Here is a 26,770-nt window from a genome sequence, read left to right as displayed (position 1 = left end):
GTCCATGACCGCTGACCTCCAGCACGACCGCAGTGACGCCCTGAGGGTGTCGGTTCTGAGCGAAGCCCTTCCTTATATCCAGCGTTTCGCCGGCCGCCGCGTGGTGGTGAAGTACGGCGGTGCTGCGATGGTGCGCGCCGACCTGCGCGATGCGGTGTACCGCGACCTGGTGCTGCTCGCCTCGGTGGGGGTCAAGCCGGTGGTGGTGCATGGCGGTGGCCCGGAAATCAACGACTGGCTCGGACGGCTGCAGATTCAGCCCGAGTTCCGCAATGGCCTGCGGGTCACCACGCCCGAAACCATGGATGTGGTGGAGATGGTGCTGGTGGGGCGGGTCAACAAGCAGATCGTGAATGGCCTCAATCGCCTCGGCGCCCGTGCTGTGGGGTTGTGCGGCAGCGATGGCGGCCTCGTTCGCGCCCGCACCTACGGCGACGGCAGCAATGGCCTCGTTGGTGATGTGGCCGCGGTGGATCCGGCGGTGCTGTTTCCGTTGTTGGAAGCGGGCTACATCCCCGTGATTTCATCGGTGGCCGCCGATGCCGATGGCCAGGCCCACAACATCAACGCCGACACCGTTGCCGGTGAGCTGGCGGCGGCCCTGCAGGCCGAGAAGTTGATCCTGCTCACCGACACCCCAGGCATTCTTCAGAACCGCGACGATCCGGATTCGTTGATCCGCTCGGTGACGCTCTCCGAAGCCCGCGGTTTGATCGCCAGCGGCGTGGTGGCCGGTGGCATGACGCCCAAAACCGAGTGCTGCATCCGCGCTCTGGCCCAGGGGGTTTCGGCGGCGCACATCGTCGATGGCCGCACGCCCCACGCCCTGCTGCTGGAGGTGTTCACCGACGCCGGCATTGGCACCATGGTGGTGGGAAGCACCCAGCCCCGTTAGCCGGTCCGTGCAGCAGAGCGAGTTCGAATCCCTAGAGGCGCTGAGCGAGCCCGCCCGGCAGGCGCTGGAGCGTGGCGATTACGGCCGTTGCCAGCAGTTGCTGGCTCCCCTGCTCGAGCAACATCACGTCAGCACACCCTTTGGCGGGCAACTGCGGCTGCTGCTGGCCACTGCCCAGATGGGTCAGGGCAATAGTGCGGGAGCAGCGGCCACCTGCCGCAGCCTGCGCGCCTGCCGCGATGCCAGCCTGCGCAGCCAGGCCAAAGATCTGCAGGAGGTGCTGGAGGCGCCTGCGCTCGAGCGTCCGCGCGAGTGGTCGATGACCCTGCCTCCGCTCGGGGAGGTGCAACCTCTCGAAGGGCAGGTGCAAGCCCTGGCCAAACGGCGGCGCCGGAAGTTGCCGCCCCCACCGCCGGCCCCACCCACCGGCCCCACCAGTGCACCGCTTGGCTTTGCCGTGGTGGTGATCGTGCTGCTGTTGATCACCGCCCTGCTCGGGGGCTGCGTCGATGTCGACACCACCCTGCGCTTCCCGGCGCCCGGCCGGCTGCAGATCAGCCAGATCAGCAGCTCGAGCACCGGCAGCCCCCTGCCCTGGCAGCGCCAGCTCACGGCGGCCCTGCAGTCAACCCCCTGGAGAGCGCGCCAGGATCATGGCCAGCTCAGCCTGCGGGCCCCGGCGCTGCCGGCTCAACAGGCCTTGGATTTGCTGGCCACCACCCTGGAGCAGAGCGCCAGCCTGGCTGCGGTGCCATTGCCGGCACCGCAGCTGAGCCTTGTTGAGCGCAATTGGCTCTTGGGGGTCAGGCAACAGTTCAGCTGCAGCTTGGATCTGCGCGGTGTGCAAGCGCTGCCAGGGCTTGAGTTGAGCCTTTCGCTCGAACCGCTGCCGCAGCGGGCTGTTCGCCGGGCTGAACCGATCGCGGCCGAGAGCCTGAAGCCCCGCCGCGGACTGCCCGCCCGAGTGATCTGGCGGCTGCAGCCCGGTGCCCTCAACCAGCTGGAGGTGTCGTGTTGGCGTTGGAGCCGGCTTGGGGTGGGTTCTGTGCTGATTGGTCTGTTGCTTGCGCTGGTGGCTCTGTTGCAGCGGCTCAAGTTAGCGGCGGGCTTCGGGCTGCCCCAATTGCCGGCTTGAGCTAGAGCTCCAGGGGGTCGGGGTCGATTGCCAACGACACATCCCGCGGCAGCAGCGCCCGCAGCTCTCGTTCCATCGGCACCGGCAGGGCGCCGCTGGCGGGTCCATGCAACAGCAGCTGCCAGCGGCTGTTGCCCGCCACCCGGGCCACCGGCGCTGGGGCGGGCCCGATGATCAGCCAGCCGAGGGCGTCGCTGCGGGGCCGGATGTGTTCCGCCAACAGTGAAGCGGCGGTGGCGGTGCGGCTCGCCGATGGCCCCGCCAGCCGCAGCAGACAGGCTTGGCTGAAGGGCACCAGCGCCGCAGCTCGGCGTTCGGCCAGTTCCTCCTTCAGGAAGGCTTCGTAGCGCCCATCCACCAGGTGGCGGATCACCCGGTGTTCGGGGCTGTAGGTCTGCACCAGCACCTCACCGGGGCGCTCGCCTCGCCCGGCCCGCCCCGCCAGCTGCAACAACAGTTGCAGGCATTCCTCCGCGGCCCGCAGATCCGGGCGATGCAGCAGGCCATCGGCCGCCAGCACCGCCGCGAGGGTCACCTGGGGCAGGTCCATCCCCTTGGCGAGCATTTGCGTGCCCACCAGCACATCCGCTTCTCCTGCGGCGAAGCGCTCCAGCAGCCGGCGATGCCCATCGCGGCCGCGGGTGGTATCGCGATCGAAGCGCAACAACCGCAGCCCCTCCAGCTCCTGCGCCAGATGTTCCATCACCTGCTGGGTGCCAGCGCCGAAGGGTTTGAACGCCGTGGATCCGCAGGCCCCGCAACGGTCACTGATCTCCGCGCGGTGGTCGCACCAGTGGCAACGCAGCCAGGAGCGCTCCCGCTGCCGATGCACCGTCAGGGCCACATCGCAGTGGGGGCACTGCACCACTTCGCCGCAGCTGCGGCAGCTCAGGAAGCTGCTGTAGCCCCGCCGCGGCACCAGCACCACCGCCTGGCCGCCGCTGCCGGGCAGAGCTTCAAGCCGCTCCATCAGCGGCCGGCTCACCAGGCGCCGATGGCCCTCGGCGAGCTCCTGGCGCATGTCCACCACATGCACGGGGGGGAGGGGGCGTCCACCGATGCGCTGGGGCAGCTGCACCAACCGGCAGCTGGGTGAGCTTCCCTGACAGGCCAGCCAGGTTTCGAGGCTGGGCGTGGCCGAGCCCAGCAAAAGCCGAGCGCCGCTCGATGCCGCCCGCAACACCGCCACATCACGGGCGTGGTAGCAGGGCATTGGGCTGTCTTGTTTGTAGGAGCGGTCGTGCTCCTCATCCAGCACGATCAGGCCTAGCCCCACCAGCGGCAAAAAGATCGCCGAGCGGGTGCCCACCACCACCAGTGGCTCTTCGCCACTCAGGCAGCGCCGCCAGGTGTCGATCCGTTGGCCGTCACTGCAGCTTGAGTGGTACTCCAGCACCTGGTCCCCGAAGCGTCTCCTGCAGCGGTCCAGCAACTGAGGAATCAGCCCGATTTCAGGGGTTAACAGCAGCACTGAGCGCCCCTGCTGCAATTGCTGGGCTGCTGCTTGCAAGTACACCTCTGTCTTGCCGGCGCCCGTCACGCCCCAAAGCAACAGCTGCTCTCCGGCTGCGGCCTCCACCAGCGCGGTGAGCGCCGCCTGTTGGTCCGCCGTGAGCTGCTGCGGTTGCTCGAGATCCTGGGTCGCTAAGGCCGCCCCAGCGCCGTGGCGGTTGAACGGGCGCGACGTTCGTGTCACCAGCTGCCTTTTCAGCAGGCCATCGGCCACGCTGCGGCCCACGTTGGCTTGCTCGAGCAGCTGTTTCTGCCAGCCGCATCCGTTCTGTTGGCGCAACAGTTCGAGCAGCCGTGCCTGGCCCGGGCTGAACGATTCGAGGGGTTCGCAGCGCCCGGATTCGCTGAGTTCAAGCCAGAGCTGCCGGCGGCTTCCCAGGGTTCTGCCCGCTTTGCGTTGCCCGAGCCAGCCCGGGGGGAGTGCCGTTTTCAGCGTGCGAAACACGCTGGTGCGGCATTGCTCGGCCACGGCCTCGATCAACTGTTGCCACTGGGGATCCACGGCGGCCCGATGGTGCAGCGCTTCGATCGCTTGGAGTTGGCGGCCGGCGAGGTCGGGTGGCGCTGCATCAAGCAGCTCCACCACCAGGCCGATGTGGCGTTGGCCCCGCAGCCGCACCTGCACCAGGTCGCCGCAGCCCAGTTCCAGCGCTGCGGGGTTGCTGTAGGTGAAGACCTGCCCTTCCCGGCCGGCCTCCAACCAAACCTGCAACCAACCCTGTTGGCTGCGGCCCAGACCAGGCTCCAAGGCGTGCTGAGTTTGCGGCTCGCTCAGGGGGGGCAATCAGGGCGGAGATGGATGGAGGGTCGCTCAGGCTTGCAGAGCTGGCAGCCGTTTCTTAAGATGACATTGTTGAACAGTCCATTGGGCTGTCGTCGGAACCCGGCAAAGTTCCGTCCAGCGGGAAGATCCGAGGAAATCCAGGCCTGAGTCTGTGCTCCCGATCTGCGACCACCCCTGACAGCGTTGCCTGGGCTCCTGCCCGTCGTTTCAGCTTCCGTCAGTCCGCTTTCACGCCACCCGTTTGATTCGTCCGGGGCTCCGCTCCTCCTGCTTGCTTCAACCCTGCACCTGAGCACCGATCCGTCTGCGCGCTTGTCGTGGATCGACCGGTCAAAACCGTTGAGAGCACCAGGCTGAGCGATCTCGTCCCGTATCGCCCATCTCTGTCACCCCGCCTCACCCTTGTCGGTGCAGGAGCATCTCTGGTTCATCCCTCGCTGGGGTGGGCCGGGATGTGGTTCTGGATTTGGGTCCGTCCTGTTGATCGCCTCGCCCGTCTCACTAAACCCGATGAGCCCTGCCGCTGCATCCAAAACCACCACCAGCAAAGCCACCTCGGCCAAGGCCTCGGCCTCCAAGGCGGCGAAGCCAGAAATCCTGATGGTGGCCAACGCCTCCGGTGAAACGATCACGGTGGCGAAGGCCAAGCCCAAAGCCAGCCGTAGCAAAGCCAAGGCAGAGGACGACACCACGGCGACTGAGGCTGCGAACAAGGTGACCCCCACCAAGGCCAAGGCAGCCGCCAAAACGAAGGCAGCTCCTAAGGCCAAGGCTGCTGCGAAGACGAAGGCCGCGCCCAAGACCAAGGCCGCCGCCAAGACCGCAGCCCCGGCCAATCTCGACGTCGCCGCTGATCAGCTCCTCGCGGCCGCCGCAAACAAGGCGGCTGATGCCAAGCCGGCCGAAAAGGATGCCAAGGCCAAGGCTCTGGCCAGCATCAAGGTGGGTCCCAAGGGCGTCTACACCGAAGACTCGATCCGCGTTTACCTGCAGGAGATCGGTCGGATTCGCTTGCTGCGGCCCGACGAAGAGATCGAGCTGGCCCGCAAGATCGCCGATCTACTCCAGCTCGAGGAGCTGGCAGCTCAGTTCGAGACCGACCACGGCCACTACCCCGACACCAAGGAGTGGGCAGCCCTGGTGGACATGCCCCTGATCAAGTTCCGCCGCCGCCTGATGCTCGGCCGCCGGGCCAAGGAAAAGATGGTGCAGTCGAACCTGCGCCTGGTGGTGTCGATTGCCAAGAAGTACATGAACCGGGGCCTGAGCTTCCAGGACCTGATTCAGGAAGGCTCTCTCGGCCTGATCCGTGCCGCTGAGAAGTTCGACCACGAGAAGGGCTACAAGTTCTCCACCTACGCCACCTGGTGGATTCGTCAGGCCATCACTCGCGCCATCGCCGACCAGTCGCGCACCATCCGCCTGCCGGTGCACCTCTACGAGACCATCTCGCGCATCAAGAAAACCACCAAAACCCTCTCCCAGGAATTTGGCCGCAAGCCCACCGAGGAGGAGATCGCTGAATCGATGGAGATGACCATCGAGAAGCTGCGCTTTATCGCCAAGAGCGCCCAGCTGCCCATCTCCTTGGAAACTCCGATCGGTAAGGAAGAAGATTCCCGCCTCGGCGACTTCATCGAAGCCGACATCGAGAACCCCGAGCAGGACGTGGCCAAGAACCTGCTGCGTGAAGATCTCGAAGGCGTGCTGGCCACCCTCAGCCCCCGCGAGCGCGATGTGCTGCGCCTGCGCTACGGCCTCGATGACGGCCGCATGAAGACCCTCGAGGAGATTGGTCAGATCTTCGATGTGACCCGCGAGCGCATCCGCCAGATCGAAGCCAAGGCCCTGCGCAAGCTGCGCCACCCCAACCGCAACGGCGTGCTCAAGGAGTACATCAAGTAAAGCTCGGGCCCTCAGGGGCTCGTCCTACGGTTTCTCTGCCGGCGGCTGGCCCGCCGGCTTTCTTTTGCACGGCGCCATGGCTCTGAGGGTTTCGATCGTGCTGCCCACCTACAACGAGCGGGGCAACATCGAGCCGTTGTTGGCGCAGCTCTTGCCGCTGCAGCAGCACTACAACCTCGAAATTCTGGTGGTGGATGATGATTCCGCCGATGGCACCGCCGAGCTGGTGCGTCAGCTCGCCCACCGAGAACCACGCCTGCGCTTGATCCGGCGCGTGGGTCGATCAGGTCTAGCCAGTGCCATCAAAGAAGGGCTGCTGGATGCCACCGGTGACGTGGCCCTGGTGATGGATAGCGACGGCCAGCATGAGCCGGCTTCCGTGAGCCGCGCGATCGACACCTTGGTGCAGAGCGAGCTGGATCTGGTGATCGGCAGCCGTTTCCATCCCGAGGCCGAAATCCTGGGCCTCAGTGGCCGGCGCGAGCGCGGCTCTAGTTGGGCCAATTCCAGTGCTCGCTTCAGCCTGCCCGGCCGCTACGCCCACCTCAGCGATTACATGAGCGGCTTTTTTGCCCTGCGGCTCGAGCCGTTGCTGCCGTTGATCCGGGCCGTTGATGTGAACGGCTTCAAGTTTTTGTATGAACTCCTGGCGGTGAGTCGCGGGGCTCTGGCGACTGCCGAGGTGCCGCTCAGTTTTCAGCCGCGCAGCTACGGCAGCTCCAAGCTTGATCTGGCGATTTTCTGGGATTTTCTGATTTCGATCCTCCATAGCCTCAGCTTGCGGTTGCTGCCGCGCCGAGCCATCAGCTTTGGTTTGGTGGGGGTGAGCGGTGTGGCTGTGCAACTGCTCGCCACCCAGGTGTTCATGGCGGCAGGCCTGGGGTTTAAGCAAGCCTTGCCCTTTGCGGTGGTGGTAGCTGCCAGCTCCAACTACCTGATCAACAACGCCCTCACCTTCCGTTTCCAGCGGCTGAAGGGTTTGGCATTGCTGCGCGGGCTGCTGAAGTTTCTGCTGGTGGCCTCGCTGCCGGTGTTGGCCAACGTGGGCTTGGCCTCGGCCTTCTACAGCCTGGTGGCCCGCGACACCCTCTGGGCGCAGCTGGCGGGAATCCTGGTGGTGTTCGTGTGGAACTACGCCGCCAGTAGCCGTTTCGTGTGGAACACGCCCTAATTTTTCGGCATGCAACGCTTCAACGCCTGGCTTGACCAGGACGCTCGTCGCAGCCTGCTGCTGGCTGTGCTCGCTCTCTTGGCCCTAAGCGCTGGCCTGTATGGGCAGCAGCTCGGTGGGCTTGGCCTGATGGACAAGACCGAGGGATTGTTTGTCGAAATCCCTCGCCAGATGCTGGTGAGCGGGGATTGGATCACCCCCCGTTGGAACGGTGAGCTGTTCTTCGACTACCCCGTGTGGGGCTACTGGATGGTGGGGCTCAGCTTCCGCCTGTTTGGCGTGAGCGAATGGGCAGCCCGCCTGCCGGCTGCGCTGGCGGCGAGCGCCACCGTGTTGGCCGTGTTTGCGGTGTTGTTGCTGGTTGCTCCGGCCGCCGAGGCCCTCCACCGGCGCTTGGGCCGTGCCCTGCTGGGCGGCACCGTGTTGGCCCTCTGCCCGGGATGGATCGGCTGGGGGCGTTCGTCGGTGACCGACATGTTTCTGGCCAGCGGGATCAGCCTCGCCCTGCTCGGCTTCGTGCTGGCGCATACCGCTCCAGCTCAACGGCCTTGGCAGCGCCCGCTGGGTTTTGTGGCCCTGGCTGTGTTCTGCGGCATTGCGGTGTTGGCCAAAGGCCCTGTGGGCCTGCTGTTGCCAGGGCTGGTGATGCTGGCGTTCTGGGCTCTGAAGGGCACGCTGCTCCAGGAGCTCCGCCGCACACCTTGGCTCGCTCTGGTGGCTCTCTTTCTTGGCGTAGCCGCCCCCTGGTACGGCCTGGCTACGGCTGCCAATGGCAGTGAATTTCTCGGGCGCTTTCTGGGTTTCAGCAACCTGGAACGCTTCACCTCGGTGATTTACGACCACCCAGGCCCGCCTTGGTTCTACCTGCCCTGGGTGGTGCTGCTCTTGCTCCCCTGGTCGTTGTATCTGCCGGTGGCAGCAGCGCGATTGCGGTTTTGGCGGTTGCAGGTTTGGCGCCGCACACCGGAAGGTGAAGACCTCCCCCTGTTGGCTCTGCTTTGGCTGGTGTTGATGGTGGCCTTTTTCTCAGCTGCTGCCACCAAGCTGCCGGGTTACATCCTGCCCGCATTGCCCGGTGGGAGCCTGCTGGTCACCCTGCTGTTTGTGCCATTGCAGCCGTCCTCCCCAGCGTTGGGGGCTGGTCTTCGGATCACTGGTTGGGGCAATGCAAGCCTGCTCGCCTTGATGGGTGTGGCAGCGGTGCTCGCTCCTCGCTGGCTGGAAACGGATCCCTCCTATCCAGCTTTTGCTGATGCCCTGCGGGCTTCCGGTTTGCCTTGGTTGTTGGGGATTCCTTTGCTGCTGGCAGCTGGCGCCATGGCGCTGCTGCTCTGCCGGGCCAGACAGGAATGGGTGTGGTTGCCCAATGCGGCCGGGTTGGCGGCGGCGCTGGCTCTGGTGATCCCCGTTCTGGTGCCCCTGATCGACCGTGAACGGCAACTCCCGATTCGCACGCTTGCCCGCTTGGCGGCGGAGCAGGGGCAGCCGGGCGAGCCGCTGATGGTGGTGGGCTACAAGCGCTACAGCGTGGTGTTTTACAGCGGCCGGCCCGTGCTGTTTGTGAACTCTCCCCGGAAGGCAGCCCGCAGCCTCGGCCAAGCGGCACGCTCCACTCCACCGACCAGCGTGCTGTTGCTGGGGAGCGATGCGGAATTGCTGGAGTTCGGCATTGGCCCTGGTGATGGCACACCCTTGGGCCGCCAGGATGCCCATCGGCTGATGCGCCTGCCGGTGGAGCGGCTGCAGCAACTGGAGCCCAGCTGATGAGGGCCTGGCTTCGTCTCTTGCGCGACTGGCTTGCAGCCCTTGGGCCCTGGCGGCTGGGTTTTGCCGTCGTGACGGCCCTGGTGCTCGGGTGGGTCGGCCCTCAGTTGGGGGCGCTTCGCCATCCTCACCTCGATGAGCAGCTGCTGGATGGGGTGCATCGGTTGATCCCTGAGCCGATCGGGGAACTGCTGCTGCGGGTGTATCAGATGAGCGGTGTGCACCTCACCGCCGTGCTGGTGCTCGCGGTGCTGATCTTTCTGGCGCTGAAACGCTTCTGGGCCGAGCTGATCTGTTTGGTGGTGGGCACCAGCGGCATTTTGCTGATCGTGGATCGCTGGCTCAAGCCGCTGTTTGATCGGCGCCGGCCCAGTGGACGTTTGTTGGAGGACATCAGCGGCCGCAGCTTTCCCAGCGGCCATGCCGCGGGATCGGTGGTGTTCTATTTCCTCACCTGCTGCCTGCTCTCAGCCCATTACCCCCGGTTGCGCCGTCCTTTGTTTCTGTTCTCCAGCGGCTGGGTGGCCTTGGTGTGGCTCAGCACGCTGTATTGCCGTGCCCATTGGCTGAGCGATATCGCTGCTGGCGCCGCTGTGGGGTATGTGTGGCTCAGCTTCTGCCTGGCCGGCTTCACCGTCTGGGAGCAGCGTTGCCGCCCTGCCTCGCCCCAACCTCCCCATGGCTGACGCCTCGGTTTCCCTCGACAGCCTGCGTGGTTTGCGCACGGCCCCCCAGTTGGATACGGCTGCGGCACTAGGCCTGCGCGCGGCCTTGCTGCCGCGGCTGCAGCGCTGTGAGTGGTTCACCGTGGGCGTGATGGCACCGTCGGCCGACGCAGCTGTTCAAGCACTTCGTGCTCTGGAGGCGGCCCTGGGCTGGTCGGCTCATGAGCTTGATCCGGCTGGTGAAGCCCTGGCCAGCATCGAGGGCCCGGTGTTCCTCAAAGCCAATCAGAACAATGGCCGTTTTCTGGTGCGCCGCGAAACCGGACTGGGACAAGGCGTGCTGATCACGGGGCACAGCCCTGTGGATCCCGAGGCGGAAGACACCTGGGGCCCCCTGCCGTTGGATCTCTTCGCCGCCTGAACGCGACGACTGATCACGACTTGGCCGTTCTCAACCAGCCCAGGCACACCGATCTTTAGGCTTGCCGGCTGTACGTCGGCGGCCTAGCGCTGCCTCCTTCTGCTTCCGATGGCCGCTTCCCAACTGCGCATTGCCTCCCGCCGCAGCCAGCTGGCCATGGTGCAGACCCACTGGGTGCGCGATGAACTGGCCAAGGCCCACGAGGGCCTGGAGATCACCATCGAGGCGATGGCCACCCAGGGCGACAAGATCCTGGATGTGGCCCTCGCCAAGATCGGTGACAAGGGCCTGTTCACCAAGGAGCTCGAGGCTCAGATGCTGGTGGACCGCGCCGATATCGCCGTCCACAGCCTCAAGGATCTGCCCACCAACCTGCCGGAGGGTCTGATGCTCGGCTGCATCACCGAGCGGGAAGACCCCGCCGATGCCCTGGTGGTGCACGAGAAGCACAAGGACAAGACCCTGGCGACCCTGCCGGAAGGCTCGGTGGTGGGCACCAGCTCCCTGCGCCGTTTGGCCCAGCTGCGCCACCACTTCCCGCACCTCACCTTCAAGGACGTGCGCGGCAACGTGATCACCCGCCTCGAGAAGCTGGATTCCGGGGAGTTCGATTGCTTGATCCTGGCCGCTGCTGGTCTGGGTCGTCTCGGTCTGGGCGACCGCATCCATGAGCTGATCGATCCCTCCATCTCCCTGCATGCCGTTGGTCAGGGTGCCCTTGGCATCGAGTGCCGCGAGGGTGATACGGCGGTGCTGGAGCAGATCAAAGTGCTTGAGCACCTGCCCACGGCCCGCCGTTGCCTGGCGGAGCGTGCCTTCCTGCGGGAGCTCGAGGGAGGCTGCCAGGTGCCCATCGGTGTGAACACCCGCTTCGAGGGCGACGAGCTGGTGCTCACCGGCATGGTGGCCAGCCTCGATGGTCAGCGCCTGATCCGTGATGAGGCCCGCGGTGATCAAAAGGATCCCGAAGCCATCGGCATCGCTCTGGCGCACGCCTTGCGGGCCCAGGGCGCCGGCGAGATCCTGGAGGAGATCTTTGCCACGGTCCGGCCTGAGGCCTGATACACGCCCCACCGATTCGGTCGCGAGTGGCTCGGTTGAAGCCCGCTCGCTTCCCTTTCAGTGGAGTTTGCTGGCCTGGGCTGCTCTGGTTGGCGGGCTGACCGGTTTGGCGGTGGTGGGCTTCCACTTCCTGCTGGGCTTCATCAACAACTTTCTCTATGGCCCGGTGGTGGAGGGGCTGATCGGCCTGTTCCGAGCCGCGCCCCCCGAACCGCCCCCGTTGCCGGAGCCGACGGCCGCTCCCGGCACCCCTTTGGGGGCGTTGTTGCAGATCGGTTTGGGCGGTCTGGCCTTCTTGCCGCCGCCTCCGCCGCCACCCGATCCCATTCCCCTGCCAGGCGATCCCCTGCCCCTGTGGCTGTCCGCCTGGCCGGTGGTGTTGGTGCCGCTGCTCGGTGGCGTGGCCGTTGGAGCGTTGCGCCAATGGACCCGTGATCTAGGCCCCAGCCTGCCGAGTCTGATGGCCATGGCCGATGGGAGTGTGCAGGCGGCGCCAAAGCCGCCGTTTGTGCGATTGCTGGCCGCCTCCCTCAGCCTGGGCAGTGGTGCCTCCCTGGGCCCGGAAGGTCCAAGTGTGGAGAGCGGCGGCAACATTGGCCTGTGGGTGGCTGGCAAGGGCGGCCTGTCGCCGGACTCGCAGAAAGCTCTGGTGGCAGCCGGTGTCGCTGCAGGTTTGGCGGCGGGCTTCAAGGCGCCGATCGCCGGCTTGTTTTTTGCCTTTGAAGGGAGCTACAGCACCATCCCCGGTCGCCCCAGCGTGCGGGCGGTGTTGGTGGCTGCTGTGGCGTCGTCGCTGGTCACCCAGCTCTCGCTGGGGGATGAGCCGATCTTCCGGCTCCCGGCCTATGAGGTGCGCTCACCGCTCGAGCTGCCCCTGTATCTCGGCTTGGGGCTGCTCGCCAGCGGCATGTCGCTGGCGCTGCTCAATTTGCTCTCGGCTGGCCGCAGCGAGCGGGTGCAACGCCAGCTGCAGCGGCTGCCGGCCTGGGTGGTCACCGGTCTGGGAGGGCTGGCCGTCGGTCTGCTGGCCCTTGGCTTTCCCCAGGTTCTGGGGGTGGGCTACGACACGATCGGGGCCCTTCTGGGCCGCGATGGTGGCATCGCTTTGCTGAGCCTGCTCGGCTTGCTGGTGGTGAAGTTGCTCGCCACAGGCCTCAGCAGTGCCTCGGGTTTTGTGGGCGGCGGCTTTGCGCCCTCGCTGTTTCTCGGTGCGGTGCTCGGCAATGTCTATGGCCAGCTGCTCGGCGAGGGCGGGTTGCAGCTGGCGGTGGCCGAACCACCTGCCTACGCCATGGTGGGCATGGCTGCGGTGTTGGCGGGCAGCGCTCGCGCCCCGCTCACAGCCCTGTTGCTGCTGTTTGAGCTCACCCACGACATCCGCATCGTGCTGCCGTTGATGGCAGCCGCTGGTTTGAGTGCGCTGCTGGTGGAGCGCTGGAAGGGCATGGCCGATCCAGGCTTGCTCGGCCCCGATCTACCGGAGGAGCAGCGGCGAGCCCGCCTGGCCTCCATCGCTGTGGTGGACGCTCTTGAGCCTGAGTCGCCGCTGGTGCTGGATGGATCCACCTCAGCGGCGGCGGCCTTGGAGCAGCTGCTCGATGCCCACGGCCACTGCCTGGTGGTGGAAGAGGGCGGCTGGGTGATGGCGCTCGTCACCCTCGAGGATCTGCAGCGGCCGATCTCAGCGGGGCTCAGCCATCAACCGCTGCGCGATTGCCGCCGTTCCGATTTGTTGTGGCTGTGTGCGGAGGCCAATCTCTGCCAGCTGGAGGATCAACTCCAGCCCAATGGCCTGCGGCAGGTGCCGGTGTTTGCACTCGATGATCAGGCCCTGCCGAAGTTACCGGTTGGTATTCCAAGCACGGGCCTGCCGTTATCAGCGCTCCAGGGGCTGGCCAGCCGTGATGGCATGGCCCGCGCCCTGGCGCGCTCCAGCGCTCAGTTGACCAGCTTGGGGGCGATGACTTCCATGTAGCGGGCCTCGCACTCCTTGATGATCTTCACGGCTTCGGCGGAATCGAAGAAGCCGTTCACGCGGCAGGTGCCAGGCTTCTTCAGATCCTTGTAGTGCTCCCAGTAGTACTGGGTTTCCTTCAGCCAATGGTCACCCAGCTGGGTGTAGCTGGTGATGTGATCCATGCGCTTGTCATCGGCGATCACGGCGATCACCTTGTCGTCGACTTCGCCGCCGTCGTCGAATTTCATGATGCCGATGATGCGGGCTTCCACCAGGGAGCCGGGCACCAGGGGCTCGGTCACACCCACGATCTCGATGTCGAGGGGGTCGCCGTCTTCGTCCCAGGTGCGGGGAATGCAGCCGTAGGCAAACGGGTAGGCCAGCGAGGAGTAGCCCACGCGATCGAGCTTGAGGTGACCGGTTTCGGTGATCAGCTCGTACTTATTGATCGTGTTGCTGTTGAGCTCCACGATCGTGTTGAGGCGCAGCTCGGCTTCATCGGCGAAGGCCGGCAGCACGTGCAGCAGGTTGAGCATCGTGCGGCTCGGGGCGTGGTCGATGTTCGCCATCAGGGCAGCGGCAAGGGATGTGGGCGGCATCCTACGGATGGCGCTCAGCGCGCCAGCCGCTCCAGCTTCTGGCGCAGGTAGCGCTCAAAGGGCTCAGGGCTCAAAGGGTGACCGCTCACCTGTTCCACCAGCTCAGCGGCGTTCACGCTTCGGCCCAGCGGGTAGACCCGCTGCTGCAGCCATTGGCCAAGATCGCCATCACGGCCGGCCTCCAGGAGCGCTTCGATCGGCCCCAGTTCCTGCTCCAGGGTCTCGCTGAGCTGGGCGCTGATCAGATGGCCCAGGGCATAGGAGGGGAAGTAGCCGAACAGGCCCTCGCTCCAGTGCACGTCTTGGAGACAGCCTTCGGCGTCGTTGGCGGGCGTGACCCCGAGAAGGTCCTGCATACCTCGGTTCCAGGCCTGCGGGAGCTCAGCCACGGGCATGCCGCCCTCCACCAGGGCCAGCTCGAGCTCGTAGCGCAGCAGCACGTGCAAGCCATAGCTCACCTCATCAGCCTCCACCCGCGTCAGCCCGGCCCGGATTGGATTGAGGTCCCGCCAGAAGGCCTGTGGGCTACCCCACACATCGCGGCCCAGCGCTGCCTTGAAGCGCGGGTGCCAGCGCCGCGCCAGGGCCTGGCTGCGGCCGAGTCGGTTTTCGTAGAAGAGGCTCTGGCTTTCATGCACGGCCATGGAGGTGGCTTCCCCGAGGGGCCAGGGGAACCAGTGCTCGCCGCTGCGGGGTAGGCCCTGTTCATACAGGCTGTGGCCCCACTCATGGGCCGTCGCCAGAAAAGCGGAAAACGGTTGCCCCTCCACCACGCGGGTGGTGATGCGGAAGTCGTCGGGGCCGAGGGTGCAGGAAAACGGATGCGGGGAGCGGGCCCGGTGGCAGCGCTCCGCGTTGTAGCCCCAGCCCTGGAGCAACTCGGCGCAGAGGCTGTCTTGTTCGGCTTCGCTCAGATCCCAGGCTTCGTTGCTGGCTGATGGCAAGCTGCGGGCCCGCTCCAGCAACGGCGGCAGCAGATCTCGCAGGGGCACCAGCAAGGCCGCCAATTGCTCTTTGCTGATGTCGGGCTCGAAGGGTTGGGCCAGGATTTCCCAGGCACTGCGCGGCGTTCCATCGGCCTGCGCTTCCACGGGGGCCAGCTGCTCGGCTTGCTCCAGTCGCAGCGCGATCAACTGCTGCAGCGCCGGGGCAAACAACGCGAAATCGTTGCTGCGCTTGGCTTCCTGCCAACGGCTGTATCCCTCCGCCTGGGCCTGGGCGATCGCACCGACCAGTGCAGGGTCGAGCCGGCTTTGGCGTGCAAGCTCCCGTTGCAGCAAGCGCAGGTTGTGGCGTTGTTCGGCGGGCGCTTCAGGCGTCAGCTCCTGCTCGGCGCTGGCCAGCAAGTCTTGGTAGGCCGCGCTGGTCTGCCGTTCATGCAGCTGTTGCGCCAGCAGGGCCAGCTGTTCACCGCGCCAGCCCGCGGCAGCTGCTGGCATCACCGTGTTCTGATCGAAGTAGAGGCTGCTGTGGATGCCGCCGATCAGCTGCGTGGTGTGCAGATGGGCGCGCAGCCGCTCCCAGGTGGTGGAGGTGTTGCGGCTCATCAGTTCCAATGCAGCTCCATCGGCACAGCTCCCTCGAGGCTGCGTTTCACTGGGCATTGCTCACCGGCCCGCATCAGCACGGCGCGCTGTTGCTCATCCAGGTGGGCCGGCAGCTGGATCCACACGCTGAGTTGGGCGATGCGCCGCGGGGCTTCGCTGGTCATCGTTTTCTCCACCTTGGCGTCGGTGCCGGTGAGATCCCAGCCATGGCGTTCCGCCACGATCCCCATGATCGTGAGGATGCAGGTGCTTAAGGCGGTGGCCACCAAGTCGGTGGGGGAAAAACGCTCGCCTTTGCCCTGGTTGTCGGTGGGGGCATCGGTTTCGAGTTCTGTGCCCGATGGCCCGTGTTGGGCCAGGCAGCGGAGCTGTCCCTGATACCGGCTCTCGATCAACGTCATCGCCCGGGCGGTCGCTGCGGGCAGCTTGGCAGTTCTGCCTCGCTTCGCTTGAGTGTTGGTCTGCGAAAGATCTGTTGTGCCCGTGTTCGCCCTGATTGCAGCGCCCCACCCCGGAGCGCCGGTGATGGGTCTGGCGAAGGCGATTCAGCTGTCGGTGGCGCCGGTGTTTTTGCTCACGGCCATTGCCGGTGTGCTGGGCGTGATCAGCAATCGTTTGGCAAGGGTGTTGGATCGATCGAGGGATCCAAGGGGTCCGAGTGCAGATAGCCAGGAATTACTCCTGCTGCGCAAGCGCATGGGGCTGCTGTCGCGAGCGATCGAGTGCGTCAGTGTGACCGGCGTGCTTGTGTCGAGCGTGGTGGCGATCACTTTCATCAGCGCCATTACGGTGCTCGATCTGGCCGCAATTGTGGTGCCGCTGTTCGTATTGGCGATGCTCACATTGATCGCCGGTCTGTTGCTGTTGCTGATGGATACCCGCATGGCATCACGAATGATGCGGCGGCGCTTCTGATCGACAGCTGCAGAGCTGATCCAGATTCGGGCGGCGCGTTAGCGGCAGGCGCCAGCGCGCCCACAGGCCGTAGAGCCCATCGGCGATCCCGCGCAGCACAGGCCAGCCGCTGGGTGCGTAGAGCCAACCCAGCTGGATCAACCGGTAGGCCGCGCGAAACACCTCCACATCTCGCAGCACCGTGCCGTCGGCTTCGATGGCGTGAATCCGCCCCATCGCTTCGCGGTAGGTGATGCCCCCGTGATGGTTCGGGTCGTAGTCCGCAGCGTCGATATCGACAAACGCCAAACGCGGGCTACTGGGGTGCAGGCGCTGGTCGCGCTGCTTCAGGAAGGTCACTTCCCGCACGCAGAGCGGACAGCCGCCGTCGTACAGCAACGTGAGGGCTGGTTGTTGGGGGGCGCTCATTTTTCGCGGCAGTAGCCACCGCCCACATTCATCCAGCCCGATGGGCAGGCCTGGCCGTTGGTGGGCTGCAACGTGTAACTCATCAAGCCGAGCGTGGAGCACTTGCCGTTGAAGGTGTCCACGTAACCCAGCGGGCAAATGTTGCCGATCTTGGGCACCACCCGCTGAGCCAGGGCGGGTGCGCTGATTCCAAGTGAGAGCCCCAGACATGCACAGGCAGCCACCCACCGAACCGTGGGCTGCTTCATGCCTGTGACCAAGCTTTTGATCTCGGGAAATTGGTTCACAGCAACGGATGCGCCTGTGGGCCAGCCTACCCAGGCTGCTGCAGCAAAAGCCCCGCCATGGCGGGGCTTGGGGTGAGCACTGTTGTTTTGAAGGCAGACTTACAGGCCACCGAAGCCAGAATCACCCAGGAGATTGGGAGGGTTGATCACATCGCGGTTGAACAGATTCACCAGTTCGCCGCTGTCGAAGCCGGATCCTAGTGCCGTGAAGACATCCACCAATGAGCCGATCGGGTTCTGTTGTTCTGCGATGGCCTCCAGGGCGCCAGGGCTCAGCTCGGCGTTCTCGAAGAGCGACACACGCCCCGGATTGAGCAACAGATCCTCACGGTTGAACACCCCATCGCCGTTGGCATCCAGCAGGCTGATTCAGTCACGGAAGGCTGTGTCGCCCGTGCCAGCGGTGCCGTCTTCACCGCCGCCAGTCACCGGGTCGGTGCCGCCGCCTGTGAGATCGCCGTTGCCGGTAGGGGTCCGCTCGTTGTCCAAGGAGAGGTCGTGGTCTATCACTTGAAAACGGCCTTTTTTGGTGAGTTTGATCTTCACGCGGTCTCCCGGTGTGAACTCATAGTCTTTTCCCTGGTAGGTGAAGCTTGCGTCGATCCCGTCGCCCTGGATGTCTTCGACATTCAGCCAGCCTTTCACTTTCTTGCCGCGAGCTTGAAAGTTGGATTCGAAGCTGCCATCAGCATCAACGCTGCCGTTCATGTTGATTTCTTTCTTGGCCCCTTTGCCTTTAGAGAAACCTTCAAATGACCAGCCAATGCCGGTGAGAGTGTCAACGTTGCCGAGATCGCCAGAGAAACCGAAGCCTGCCATTGTTTTGAGTGGGTGTGTGGTTGAGGAGGTTGTTTTGCCTCCGATGCACATACCTTCGCCCGGTTCTTCGTCGCAGCTGTTGATCACAGACAAGCTCCGCTGTGATCTTGGTCACAGGTGTGCTGGAGGGGAGAAGCGCCCTAGGTTGCAGGCCTCGCCCATCACGCGTTCCGTTCATGCGTCAGCACCTCAGCCGCCTTGCTGTGCAAACCAGCGGTGAGGGCTTCACGGATCTCACGGCGGCACTGAATCGTGAGATTGCGTCGAGCGGCCTGCAGCAGGGCATTGCCCAGCTGGTGGCGTTGCACACCAGCTGCTCACTCACGGTCAACGAAAACGCTGATCCCCGTGTACTGCGTGATCTCACCACCTATTTGCGGGCTCTGGTGCCCCAGGAGGGAGTGCGCTCTCTCAGTGGTGAGGGCAGCTTGCAGCGCTATGCCCACGATGATGAAGGCCCTGATGACATGCCGGCTCACATCCGGACAGCCTTAACCACCACCAGCCTCGGCCTGTCATTTGAGCGGGGCCGCCTGCTGCTGGGAACCTGGCAGGCCGTGTATCTCTGGGAGCACCGGGCTCGCGCCCATCAGCGTCAGCTCAGCTTGCATCTCATCGGAGAGTGACCTCAGCCATGTCAGCCCCCATTGCTGTCACCACCAGCCCTTCCCCTGATCAGCTTCAGTCGCTGGGTGTCACCGACTGGCCCATCTGGACCTGTGGTGTGAGCAGCTTTCCCTGGACCTACGACGAGCAGGAAATCTGCCTGCTCCTCGATGGTGATGTGACCGTGACGCCCGATGGGGGAGAGCCGGTGCGTTTTGGAGCTGGCGATCTGGTGGTGTTTGCCGCTGGATTGAGCTGCGTCTGGACGGTGCATGCCCCGGTGCGCAAGCACTACCGCTTCGGCTGAGCCAGGCTGACGGAGCTGGTTTCATCCGCCATGGCCGCCATTCCCCTGAGTTCTGAGCAACTTGAAGCTCTCCCCCAGCACCTACCTGCCTGGAGTCTGGTCAACGGCAAATTGCGTCGTGAGTTGCGCTTTGCCGACTTTGTGGCGGCGTTCGGCTTCATGACGCAGGTGGCCTTGGCGGCTGAGGCGATGGGGCATCACCCGGAGTGGAGCAACGTCTGGAACCGGGTGGTGGTTGAGCTCACCACCCATGACACCGGTGGTCTGTCCGATCTCGATTTGCGCTTAGCGCAGCGGATTGATCAGATTGCCGCTCACTCTGGTTGTTGAGTGGATGTCTGAGCAGGCTGCTTGGTCGCTGCTGGGTCGTCTCCTCCCCCTTGCCATCGGGGCTGCAGTCAGCCCCATGGTGTTCGTGTTTCAGTTGCTCAATCTCGCCGCGCCGCGCCGGGCGTTGACCCGCAGCTTGGCCTTTGCCTTGGGCTGTGCGTTGGTGGTGTTCGCTTGGCTGCTTTGCGCAGGCTGGATCGCCTCATTGCTGCCACCGCCCGGCTCAGACCCTGACCCCACAGCGGCTGCGTTGAATGCTGTCTTTGCCTTGATGTTGCTGGGTTTAGCGCTCCGCATTGCTCAGCAACCGCTGCCTGCGGCTCCGAAGCCAGCCGCGCCTGGGATTTGGACACCCGCTCTCAGTGGGCTGCTCTTGATGGGATGCAATCTCACCTCGCTCGTGCTGTTTTTGCCCGCGGTGCAGGACATCACGCGATCCGGTGCCGCTGGACTGCTTTGGTGGGTGTGGGCCCTGGCCCTGGTTGCCGTCACCTTGATGCCGGCCTGGTTGCCGCCGGGGATGGTTTGGCTGTTGGGCCATCAGGGCCGATTGCTCTTGCAGCAGGTGTCGGCACTTGTGGTGCCCCATCAGCGGGGCATCAATGTGGGGATCTGCCTGTTACTCGGGCTGCTATTGGGGTCTCGCGCTGTTCTGATGGTTTGATGCTGCTGGTGGTAACACGGCGCGATTGCCATCTCGGTTGGCTTCATAGGCCGGAGAGAGAATCTCTACACCGGCTTCAGCAAACTGATCTTGAATAGAGGCCAGGAGAGCGGACAATGCCTGGCGATAGTGGTTCGCGTCAGCGATCGAGGCGTTGAGCTCATAGCTCACGTGAACATCATTCAGACTTGTTTGCACGACAACCGGCTTGGGATCGTCGCAAATCCCCTGCACATCCGCCGCTGCTGCCAGTAACAAGGCATGAACTTGCCTCCATGGAACGTCGTAACCGATCGTGACGCTGGCAGCCAAAGCGACCGGTTGGTTGATTTCACGGTTGGCCAGGCTGTAGTTGATCACTGGTGAGGCGATCACCATGGCATTCGGGATGCTCACTAGTTCGTTCAGGGGGGTGAGAATCCGCGTGACGAGTAGCGCACGTTCCTGCACAATGCCCACAATCCCTTGGATCGACACGCGATCACCCTCGCGAAATCCACGGGTATAGATCAACATCAGACCACTGAGGATGTTGGTGGCAATAGCGCTGGATCCCAACGCCGCCAAAATGCCAAGGAATATGCCAGCTCCTTGGAAGGCTCTGCTTGTTGATCCGGGGATGTAGGGCAGTGCTAATGCCAGTGCTGCTGTTGTGATCAAGATTGTGGTGATCCTGGATGTGGGACGAGCCCATTCCGGATAGAACCAATCAAAGTGAATCCGGCCCGACTGCAGCGCCCGAAACACGTGCTGATTTGTTCTCAGGGCCAGCGTGGTTGCAGCTGCGATCAACAGCAATGCCAGCAGGTTGGGAATTCCACTCACGGTGCCGCTCCAGGCCTGGGCAATGGCGCTGAGCATCTGGCTGCGTAATCCCGCAGCGATCGCCATGGTGGGCGGGAAGAAGCTCAGAAGCAGCGGCACCATCAGATAACTGATCAGCGCCAAGCTCCCCCAATGCACGGCAGCGCGGCTGATCTGGAGAGCGCTGTGAATCGTTTCCCGTGACACCAGCCGGTTGTTCCCGAGTTTGATTTCAGGCAGGGTGCGGTTGGCCTGATCGTTCAGCCAGCGGCGTGCGCGCCGATTGAGTCGTCGTTCGGCGACCAGCAGCACCACATACCCGAGGAGAACCAAGGTGGCGATCGCCGTGCCGCGGAGCCATGCAGCTGGGGAGCGTTCGATGCGGTAGCGCTTCAGGCCGGCTTGGATGGCGCGGGCGTCACGATCCGCCAGTTCTTGCTGGCTTGTTTTGGCTAATGAGGCTGCTCGCGCATCGACGGCGAACAGCGGGCGAAAGCTGGCGTTGCTGTCTCGAATTCCCACCATCACATAAGGCGGCTCTGCCTTCGTGGTGATCGTGGCTGGATCAAAGCTGTAGTCCTGGGCGAGCAGCAATAACTCATTGGACAGATGCTTGGCCAGGCCCTCGGGCCGTTGCGCTCCTGCTGCCGACTGGAGCACTAAGACCGGCTGCCCATCCAATTGAACGGTGCCACTGCTGGATGGTTGCGGTGTGGCGTGACCGCGAGTCGATAGCAGTAGAACGAGTGCGATCCCAACAAGCCAACGCCCCATGGCGTCTCCGGTGGCAGCAGATGTCACCACCTTGGACAACCCTGGGGCGTTTGGCTGACGAACGTTGCCGTTCGTGGTGCGATTCAGACCAGCACTGGCAACTGGCTGGGGTCGATCTGCTGGAAGCGCAGTTGATCGCTGGCTACATCCACGGCCACGGTGTGGCCACCCGTGAATTGGCCGCCGAGGATCCCCTTGGCGATCGGCGTTTCCAGCTCTCGCTGGATGGCGCGCTTGAGTGGCCGGGCGCCATACACCGGGTCGTAGCCGACGCCGGCCAGCCAATCGAGGGCATCGGCATTGAGCTGGAGGCCCAGTTTCTTGTCCTCCAGGCGCTTGGCCAGGCGCTGCACCTGCAGTTCCACGATCTGCCGTAGCTCGTCCTGTTTGAGGCTGTGGAAAATGATCGTTTCGTCGAGGCGGTTGAGGAATTCCGGGCGGAAGTGGCCGCGCAGGGCTTCGTTCACCCGGGCTTCCATCTCGCTATGGCGCTCGGGATCTCCAGCTAGATCAAGGATCGACTGGCTGCCGATGTTGCTGGTGAGGATCAGCACCGTGTTGGTGAAATCCACCGTGCGGCCCTGGCCATCGGTGACGCGGCCGTCATCGAGGATCTGCAGCATCACGTTGAACACATCGGGGTGAGCCTTCTCCACCTCGTCGAACAGGATCACCGCATAGGGCCGGCGCCGCACGGCTTCGGTGAGCTGGCCGCCTTCCTCGTAGCCCACGTAGCCGGGAGGCGCTCCGATCAAGCGGCTCACGGCGTGCTTCTCCATGTACTCCGACATGTCGATGCGCACCATCGCTTCATCGCTGTCGAACAGCTGGGAGGCGAGGGCCTTGCACAGTTCGGTTTTGCCGACGCCCGTGGGGCCAAGGAACAGGAAACTGGCGATCGGGCGATTCGGATCGCTGAGTCCGGCGCGGGAGCGTTGGATCGCATCGGCCACCGCTGTCACAGCTTGGGCCTGACCGATGACGCGGGTGTGCAGCTCGTCTTCTAAGTGCAGCAGTTTCTGCATCTCGCTCTGCACGAGTTTGGCCACCGGGATGCCGGTCCACTTAGCGATCACCTCGGCGATGTCGTCTTCGGTGACCTCTTCGCGCAGCAGCGACTTATCGCCGCCACCGGCGCTCAGCTCCTCTTCCTTAGCTGCAAGCTTTTGATGCAGCCCCGCCAGGGTGCCGTATTCCAGCTCGGCTGCTTTGTTGAGGTCGTAGCTGCGCTTGGCCTGCTCGATCTGCAGCTGCACCTGCTCGATTTCCTCCTTGATGGCACCGAGCTCATCGATCGAGCCTTTTTCCTTCTGCCACTGGGCATTGAGGGTGCTCTGCTGCTCGCTCAGATCGGCCAGTTCCTTCTCCAGGCGCTCGAGCCGGTCTTTGCTGGCGGCATCGGATTCGCGGCCCAGCGACAGCTTCTCCATCTCCAGCTGCAGGATGCGGCGATCGAGCTCATCGATCTGCTCCGGCTTGGAGGTGATTTCCATCTTCAGGCGCGCGGCCGATTCATCCACCAGATCGATTGCCTTATCGGGCAGGAAGCGATCGGCGATGTAGCGGCTGCTGAGCACCGCTGCCGCCACGAGGGCGTTGTCGGCGATGCGCACGCCGTGGTGCACTTCGTAGCGCTCCTTCAGGCCCCGCAGGATCGAGATCGTGTCTTCCACCGTGGGCTGATCCACAAACACCTGCTGGAAGCGGCGCTCCAGAGCTGGATCCTTTTCGATGTGCTGGCGGTGCTCATCAAGCGTGGTGGCGCCGATGCAGCGCAGCTCGCCGCGGGCCAACATCGGCTTGAGCAGGTTGCTGGCATCCATGGCGCCGCCGGTGGCACCGGCACCCACCACGGTGTGGATCTCGTCGATGAACAGCACGATCTGGCCTTCGGAGGCGGTCACCTCCTTCAGCACGGCCTTGAGCCGCTCCTCGAATTCACCGCGGTATTTCGCGCCAGCAATCAGGGCTCCCATGTCGAGGGCGATGAGCTGACGGTTTTGCAACGCCTGCGGCACGTCGCCGTTCACGATCCGCTGGGCGAGCCCTTCCACGATGGCGGTTTTGCCGACGCCGGGCTCACCGATCAGCACTGGATTGTTCTTGGTGCGGCGGCTGAGGATCTGGATGGTGCGGCGGATTTCTTCGTCGCGGCCGATCACCGGATCGAGCTTGCCGTCTTTGGCGGCCTGGGTCAGGTCACGCCCGTATTTCTCAAGCGACTCGTAGGTGCCTTCGGGGTTCTGGTCAGTCACGGTCTGGGATCCACGGATCGCCTGCACGGCGTCCTTGAGCTTGGTGGCATCGGTGCCGGCTTGGGAGAGCAGCTGTTTGCCGCAGCGATCATCAATGGCCAGGGCCAGCAGCAGATGCTCAATGGCGATGTAGCTGTCGCCGTAGGTGTCTTTGAGGGCGTTGGCCTGATCGAGAACGCTGTTGAGGCCCTTGCCCAGATACACGTTGTCGGGGGCAGCGCTGAGCGAAGGCTGCGCGGCAATGAAGGCATCCACCCGTTGGCTCAGGGTGCCCAGATCCACCCCCGCTTTTTCCAGGATTCGGCCTGCCAGCCCTTGCTGAGCCAATAGGGCGGCGAACAGGTGCTCGCTTTCCATCTGTTGCTGGCGACGCTGTTGCGCCAGCTGTTGGGCGGCTACGACGGCGCCCCAGGCTTTTTCGGTGAACAGCTCGGCGGTTGGGTGCATGAAGACCTCCCTCTCTGGGTGGGTTGTCAAAACCGTATGGCCGTTGTTGGAAGCCGGAGGAGAGGAGAACCGAATCGCTTCAGACGGTCCTCCTCCCTGCGGTCGTGCAGACCGGCAGGGTCTGCCGGTTAGCCGTCAGCGAGGGGCGCCGTTGTAACCCACGTTGGTGATCGTGCGGCCATCAGGCGACACGCTCACTTGTGTTTCGGTGGTGGGGGCAAGGCCTTCCTGTTGCCAGCCGGGTGCACCGCCGAGGAAGCGGAAGGTAAAGCCCTGGCTGTTGTTTTGAATCAAGCAGGAGCCGCCGCCGTCACTGGTGTTGAACATGCAGGAGGCAGGGCGATACACGGATAGACCGCCGTTGTTATTCACCGCCCAGTTCCTGGCCAGGTTGACCGCCCGCACGTTGGAATCAGTCACCTGGGCCAGTGCCGCACCGGCAGAGAGAGCAGCTGTCGCAGCCGCCATCAGGGAGAAACGCAGAGTTTTGATGGCCATCACGGCACAAATCACGCCTTTCCAGTGTGGCGATCTGCTGCAGCTTCTGCAGCCGCCATGACGCACCCCGTTACGTCCCTGCTACCACTGCTGTAGTGATCAACTTGCATCCGTGATCGGATCAGCCTTCCTGCGCAGGCGTTGTGTTCGCGCTCTCGCGCCCGCCCTTCTCCTCGCCGTTTTGGTTCCAGCCGCTGGCTTGGCGCGTGATGGCGGTGGCGGCCACGGTGGCGGTGGTCACGCCGCTGGCGGTGGATATCACCATGCCTACGGCGGTGGGGCCCGCACGCCTGCTCTCCGCCACAACATCAGCCGCGACGATTACAACCGCGCCACGAATGGCGGCCGCGATCGCTTTGATGCCAATCGCCTTGGTTGGGGCAACCGCAACTGGAATCAGGGCGATTGGCGGGGCGATAACTGGCGGGGCGACAACTGGGGCAACCGCTGGAACGGTGGATGGAACAACAACTGGCGTAACGGCGGTTTCTGGGGTGATCGCCAGTGGAGCTACGGCTGGTACAACTGGTCGCCCGACACCTGGGGTTGGTGGGGGAATAACTCAGCCGCTTGGGGTTTGGCAGGGCTGGCGACCGGTGCTGTGATCACCGATTTGGTGAATGACGCCAGCGATCAGCAATCGCCCATGATTGAGGTGCCCGATAGCAATTACCAGCTCAACTACGGCACGGTGGATGCCGTTGGTAACAGTGGCGCCAACTTCAGCTATTCCGTGGCCAGCAGCCCGCCGGTGCAGGGTGGTGCCAACTGCCAGGAGGGTCTGTTGGATGGCCAGGTTCCCTCGTCGGCTGCCCAAGCACAGCTGCTGAATGCCGCCTGCCAGGTTGCCTACGGCCCTGATCCCAAAGGCAGCCCTCTGCCAAGTCTCTGGTCGCCTTCTCCGGCAGTGCGGGAGTGGTTGATCCTGCTGCTGGGTGGTGGCATCGGCTTTGGCGGCTATGCGCTGTACAAACACAACCGCAAAACCAGCTGAACCTGTCCCCATTCGGAGCGATTGGCTGTTGTGTGACAGTCCGCTGCAGCAACCTCCCCGTTGTGGATCCCAGCTGACCACGATTGGGGAGTTGTTGTGCTGGTTGATCCAGCTCGATCTGATGCGTCGATCTTCACGCCTCTCCGCAGCGGTTCTGTCGGCCCTGTTGCTCGGAACCCTGGCATCCCCGCTCGTTGCCCAGGCCCGTGGCGGCGGCGGTGGCCGTGGTGGTGGCGGTTTTCATGGCGGCGGCGGTGGCCGTGACTGGGGTGGTGCCGGTCGTGATGGCCGCAGCTGGGGTGGTGGCAACTACCACTTCCAGAACAATGATTGGCAGCGGGGGTATCAAGGCGACCACCCGATGTATGGAGCTGGTACGCGCGACAGCTTCAACAACGACAAGGTCAACGTCAACAACAACTTCTACCGCCGTGATTACAACGGCTGGAACGACAACTGGCGCAATGGCGGTTATTGGAACAACCGCCCCTGGAACCATGGTTGGTACAACAACGGCTGGGGCGGCTGGGGCTGGTGGGGCGCCAACGCTGCAGCCTGGGGTGTCGCTGGCTTGGCCACCGGAGCAGCCATCACCGGTCTGGTGGATGCCGCTTCCGACAACAGCTCACCGGTGATCGTGGTGCCCAACACCAGCTACGAGCTCAACTACGGCTCCGTGGAAGGGGTGGGTAGCTATGGCGTCAGCTTCAACTACAACGTGGATGGCAGCAGCCTGATGGGCGCAGCCAATTGTCAGCAGGGCCTGCTCAACGGCCAGGTTCCTGGCACGGCTGATCAGGCGCAGCTGCTGAATGCGGTGTGCCAGGTCGCCTACGGCTCCGGCAGCTGAGGCCGTTGGCTCAGGCCGTCCCCTGCGGGTAAGGGGACGGCCCCTTTGGTTTGTCCACACAAGCGGGTTGGGCAGCCGTCGGCTCCGTAGATCGCATCATTGGGCGACAGGCAGCCCAGCTTGTTCTTGGCGGCGACCTCCGCAGGCGGTAGGCGCATGGGCTGAATCTCGCCAGCTGCCACATTCACGATCGCCGGGCAGCTATTGGCCGACAGGACCGGATGACCTGGTTGGAACACCCCTGGGGTTCCGCCCCCGCGGATCAGCTTGAGGGCGGGGTCTTCGGTTTGCGGCTGTGCCATCGCGCTGCTGCTGAACAACAGCAAGGGGATGGCCAGCTGGCTCAGCTGGCGGAAGGCGCTCGCCATGATGGCGCTGCAATGGCGCTTCAGTGT

Annotated in this window: 28 protein-coding genes; 16 read left to right on the top strand and 12 right to left on the bottom strand. The window is 64.3% G+C overall.

Annotated elements, in window-relative coordinates:
* Positions 1-4 precede the first annotated feature (4 nt).
* Positions 5-895, top strand: coding sequence for an acetylglutamate kinase (gene argB / locus CB0101_RS04070; protein WP_010307373.1), 891 nt, complete (start codon positions 5-7; stop codon positions 893-895).
* Between the two features lie 7 nt (positions 896-902).
* Positions 903-2,030, top strand: coding sequence for a DUF3153 domain-containing protein (locus CB0101_RS04065; protein ID WP_010307376.1), 1,128 nt, complete (start codon positions 903-905; stop codon positions 2,028-2,030).
* A 1-nt stretch (position 2,031) separates the two neighbouring features.
* Here the strand turns inward: CB0101_RS04065 and priA are convergent, their stop codons facing one another.
* A complete protein-coding gene (gene priA / locus CB0101_RS04060) occupies positions 2,032-4,290 on the bottom strand; it encodes a primosomal protein N' (protein WP_050778764.1) in 2,259 nt (752 codons plus the stop codon).
* A gap of 546 nt (positions 4,291-4,836) precedes the next feature.
* Here priA and rpoD point away from each other — a divergent pair.
* From rpoD to CB0101_RS04025, 7 genes are all read left to right on the top strand, one after another.
* On the top strand, positions 4,837-6,231 hold the full coding sequence (rpoD, locus tag CB0101_RS04055) for an RNA polymerase sigma factor RpoD (RefSeq protein ID WP_010307382.1): 1,395 nt from the start codon (positions 4,837-4,839) through the stop codon (positions 6,229-6,231).
* A 76-nt stretch (positions 6,232-6,307) separates the two neighbouring features.
* A complete protein-coding gene (locus tag CB0101_RS04050; protein ID WP_010307386.1) occupies positions 6,308-7,402 on the top strand; it encodes a glycosyltransferase family 2 protein in 1,095 nt (364 codons plus the stop codon).
* 9 nt (positions 7,403-7,411) lie between these two features.
* Positions 7,412-9,166, top strand: coding sequence for a glycosyltransferase family 39 protein (locus CB0101_RS04045; protein ID WP_010307389.1), 1,755 nt, complete (start codon positions 7,412-7,414; stop codon positions 9,164-9,166).
* Positions 9,166-9,852: a phosphatase PAP2 family protein gene (locus CB0101_RS04040; RefSeq protein ID WP_010307391.1), complete on the top strand. Its 687-nt coding sequence runs from the start codon at positions 9,166-9,168 to the stop codon at positions 9,850-9,852. Before CB0101_RS04045 ends, CB0101_RS04040 begins: the two co-directional genes overlap by 1 nt.
* Positions 9,845-10,252 (top strand): DUF1824 family protein, encoded by a 408-nt coding sequence (locus CB0101_RS04035; protein ID WP_010307393.1) that lies wholly within the window; start codon positions 9,845-9,847, stop codon positions 10,250-10,252. The genes CB0101_RS04040 and CB0101_RS04035 overlap by 8 nt, the downstream gene beginning before the upstream one ends.
* A gap of 108 nt (positions 10,253-10,360) precedes the next feature.
* Positions 10,361-11,314, top strand: a complete 954-nt coding sequence (gene hemC, locus CB0101_RS04030) for a hydroxymethylbilane synthase (protein ID WP_010307395.1) — start codon at positions 10,361-10,363, stop codon at positions 11,312-11,314.
* 67 nt (positions 11,315-11,381) lie between these two features.
* Entirely contained in the window at positions 11,382-13,289 is a 1,908-nt protein-coding gene (locus CB0101_RS04025) for a chloride channel protein (protein ID WP_010307397.1), read from the top strand.
* Here CB0101_RS04025 and CB0101_RS04020 read toward each other — a convergent pair.
* From CB0101_RS04020 to CB0101_RS04010, 3 genes are read right to left on the bottom strand one after another with little or no spacing between them, the layout of a single operon-like run.
* Positions 13,253-13,840, bottom strand: coding sequence for an inorganic diphosphatase (locus tag CB0101_RS04020; protein WP_010307400.1), 588 nt, complete (start codon positions 13,838-13,840; stop codon positions 13,253-13,255). The genes CB0101_RS04025 and CB0101_RS04020 overlap by 37 nt on opposite strands.
* 44 nt (positions 13,841-13,884) lie before the next feature.
* Positions 13,885-15,417: a carboxypeptidase M32 gene (locus CB0101_RS04015; RefSeq protein ID WP_010307403.1), complete on the bottom strand. Its 1,533-nt coding sequence runs from the start codon at positions 15,415-15,417 to the stop codon at positions 13,885-13,887.
* Entirely contained in the window at positions 15,417-15,818 is a 402-nt protein-coding gene (locus tag CB0101_RS04010; RefSeq protein WP_010307406.1) for an OsmC family protein, read from the bottom strand. Before CB0101_RS04010 ends, CB0101_RS04015 begins: the two co-directional genes overlap by 1 nt.
* Before the next feature lie 76 nt (positions 15,819-15,894).
* Between CB0101_RS04010 and CB0101_RS04005 the strand changes: the two genes are divergently transcribed.
* Positions 15,895-16,332, top strand: coding sequence for a DUF2721 domain-containing protein (locus tag CB0101_RS04005; RefSeq protein WP_010307410.1), 438 nt, complete (start codon positions 15,895-15,897; stop codon positions 16,330-16,332).
* Here CB0101_RS04005 and CB0101_RS04000 read toward each other — a convergent pair.
* The 4 genes from CB0101_RS04000 to CB0101_RS03985 all read right to left on the bottom strand — a co-directional run bounded on the left by CB0101_RS04000 (position 16,306) and on the right by CB0101_RS03985 (position 17,939).
* Positions 16,306-16,740: a thiol-disulfide oxidoreductase DCC family protein gene (locus tag CB0101_RS04000; protein ID WP_010307413.1), complete on the bottom strand. Its 435-nt coding sequence runs from the start codon at positions 16,738-16,740 to the stop codon at positions 16,306-16,308. The two genes, CB0101_RS04005 and CB0101_RS04000, sit on opposite strands and share 27 nt — an antisense overlap.
* Positions 16,737-16,988 (bottom strand): hypothetical protein, encoded by a 252-nt coding sequence (locus CB0101_RS03995; RefSeq protein WP_050778765.1) that lies wholly within the window; start codon positions 16,986-16,988, stop codon positions 16,737-16,739. Before CB0101_RS03995 ends, CB0101_RS04000 begins: the two co-directional genes overlap by 4 nt.
* Positions 16,989-17,126: 138 nt before the next feature.
* The gene (locus tag CB0101_RS03990; RefSeq protein ID WP_010307419.1) at positions 17,127-17,366 is read right to left on the bottom strand and encodes a hypothetical protein; all 240 of its coding nucleotides are present in this window, start codon (positions 17,364-17,366) and stop codon (positions 17,127-17,129) included.
* Between the two features lie 30 nt (positions 17,367-17,396).
* On the bottom strand, positions 17,397-17,939 hold the full coding sequence (locus tag CB0101_RS03985) for a hypothetical protein (RefSeq protein WP_136643961.1): 543 nt from the start codon (positions 17,937-17,939) through the stop codon (positions 17,397-17,399).
* A gap of 83 nt (positions 17,940-18,022) precedes the next feature.
* Here CB0101_RS03985 and CB0101_RS03980 point away from each other — a divergent pair, with 83 nt between their 5' ends.
* The 4 genes from CB0101_RS03980 to CB0101_RS03965 are packed head-to-tail and all read left to right on the top strand — an operon-like array spanning position 18,023 to position 19,753.
* Positions 18,023-18,472, top strand: coding sequence for a secondary thiamine-phosphate synthase enzyme YjbQ (locus CB0101_RS03980; protein WP_010307426.1), 450 nt, complete (start codon positions 18,023-18,025; stop codon positions 18,470-18,472).
* Between the two features lie 8 nt (positions 18,473-18,480).
* A complete protein-coding gene (locus tag CB0101_RS03975; protein ID WP_029552906.1) occupies positions 18,481-18,759 on the top strand; it encodes a cupin domain-containing protein in 279 nt (92 codons plus the stop codon).
* 30 nt (positions 18,760-18,789) lie between these two features.
* Positions 18,790-19,089: a 4a-hydroxytetrahydrobiopterin dehydratase gene (locus tag CB0101_RS03970; RefSeq protein WP_010307431.1), complete on the top strand. Its 300-nt coding sequence runs from the start codon at positions 18,790-18,792 to the stop codon at positions 19,087-19,089.
* A 4-nt stretch (positions 19,090-19,093) separates the two neighbouring features.
* Positions 19,094-19,753 carry a GAP family protein gene (locus CB0101_RS03965; protein ID WP_029552907.1) on the top strand — a complete coding sequence of 220 codons (660 nt, stop codon included), beginning with the start codon at positions 19,094-19,096 and terminating at the stop codon, positions 19,751-19,753.
* Here CB0101_RS03965 and CB0101_RS03960 read toward each other — a convergent pair.
* The 3 genes from CB0101_RS03960 to CB0101_RS03950 form a co-directional block, all read right to left on the bottom strand.
* On the bottom strand, positions 19,721-21,331 hold the full coding sequence (locus CB0101_RS03960; protein WP_136643960.1) for a mechanosensitive ion channel family protein: 1,611 nt from the start codon (positions 21,329-21,331) through the stop codon (positions 19,721-19,723). The two genes, CB0101_RS03965 and CB0101_RS03960, sit on opposite strands and share 33 nt — an antisense overlap.
* A gap of 83 nt (positions 21,332-21,414) precedes the next feature.
* Positions 21,415-24,033, bottom strand: a complete 2,619-nt coding sequence (clpB, locus tag CB0101_RS03955) for an ATP-dependent chaperone ClpB (RefSeq protein WP_010307435.1) — start codon at positions 24,031-24,033, stop codon at positions 21,415-21,417.
* A gap of 135 nt (positions 24,034-24,168) precedes the next feature.
* Complete coding sequence (locus tag CB0101_RS03950; protein WP_029552908.1) at positions 24,169-24,531, bottom strand: hypothetical protein; 363 nt, start codon at positions 24,529-24,531, stop codon at positions 24,169-24,171.
* 181 nt (positions 24,532-24,712) lie between these two features.
* On the opposite strand from CB0101_RS03950, the gene CB0101_RS03945 reads away from it, so the two are divergent.
* Together CB0101_RS03945 and CB0101_RS03940 are read left to right on the top strand one after the other, a co-directional pair.
* The gene (locus CB0101_RS03945) at positions 24,713-25,525 is read left to right on the top strand and encodes a hypothetical protein (protein ID WP_136643959.1); all 813 of its coding nucleotides are present in this window, start codon (positions 24,713-24,715) and stop codon (positions 25,523-25,525) included.
* Between the two features lie 121 nt (positions 25,526-25,646).
* The gene (locus CB0101_RS03940; protein WP_136643958.1) at positions 25,647-26,375 is read left to right on the top strand and encodes a hypothetical protein; all 729 of its coding nucleotides are present in this window, start codon (positions 25,647-25,649) and stop codon (positions 26,373-26,375) included.
* On the opposite strand, the gene CB0101_RS03935 is transcribed toward CB0101_RS03940, so the two are convergent.
* Positions 26,357-26,743: a hypothetical protein gene (locus CB0101_RS03935; protein WP_010307446.1), complete on the bottom strand. Its 387-nt coding sequence runs from the start codon at positions 26,741-26,743 to the stop codon at positions 26,357-26,359. The two genes, CB0101_RS03940 and CB0101_RS03935, sit on opposite strands and share 19 nt — an antisense overlap.
* Positions 26,744-26,770 lie beyond the last annotated feature (27 nt).

Source organism: Synechococcus sp. CB0101, from assembly GCF_000179235.2.
In the GTDB taxonomy this organism is placed as follows: Bacteria; Cyanobacteriota; Cyanobacteriia; order PCC-6307; family Cyanobiaceae; genus Vulcanococcus.
The sequence above is the reverse complement of the archived record's forward strand: the minus strand, read 5'-3'. Positions and strand labels throughout refer to the sequence as shown.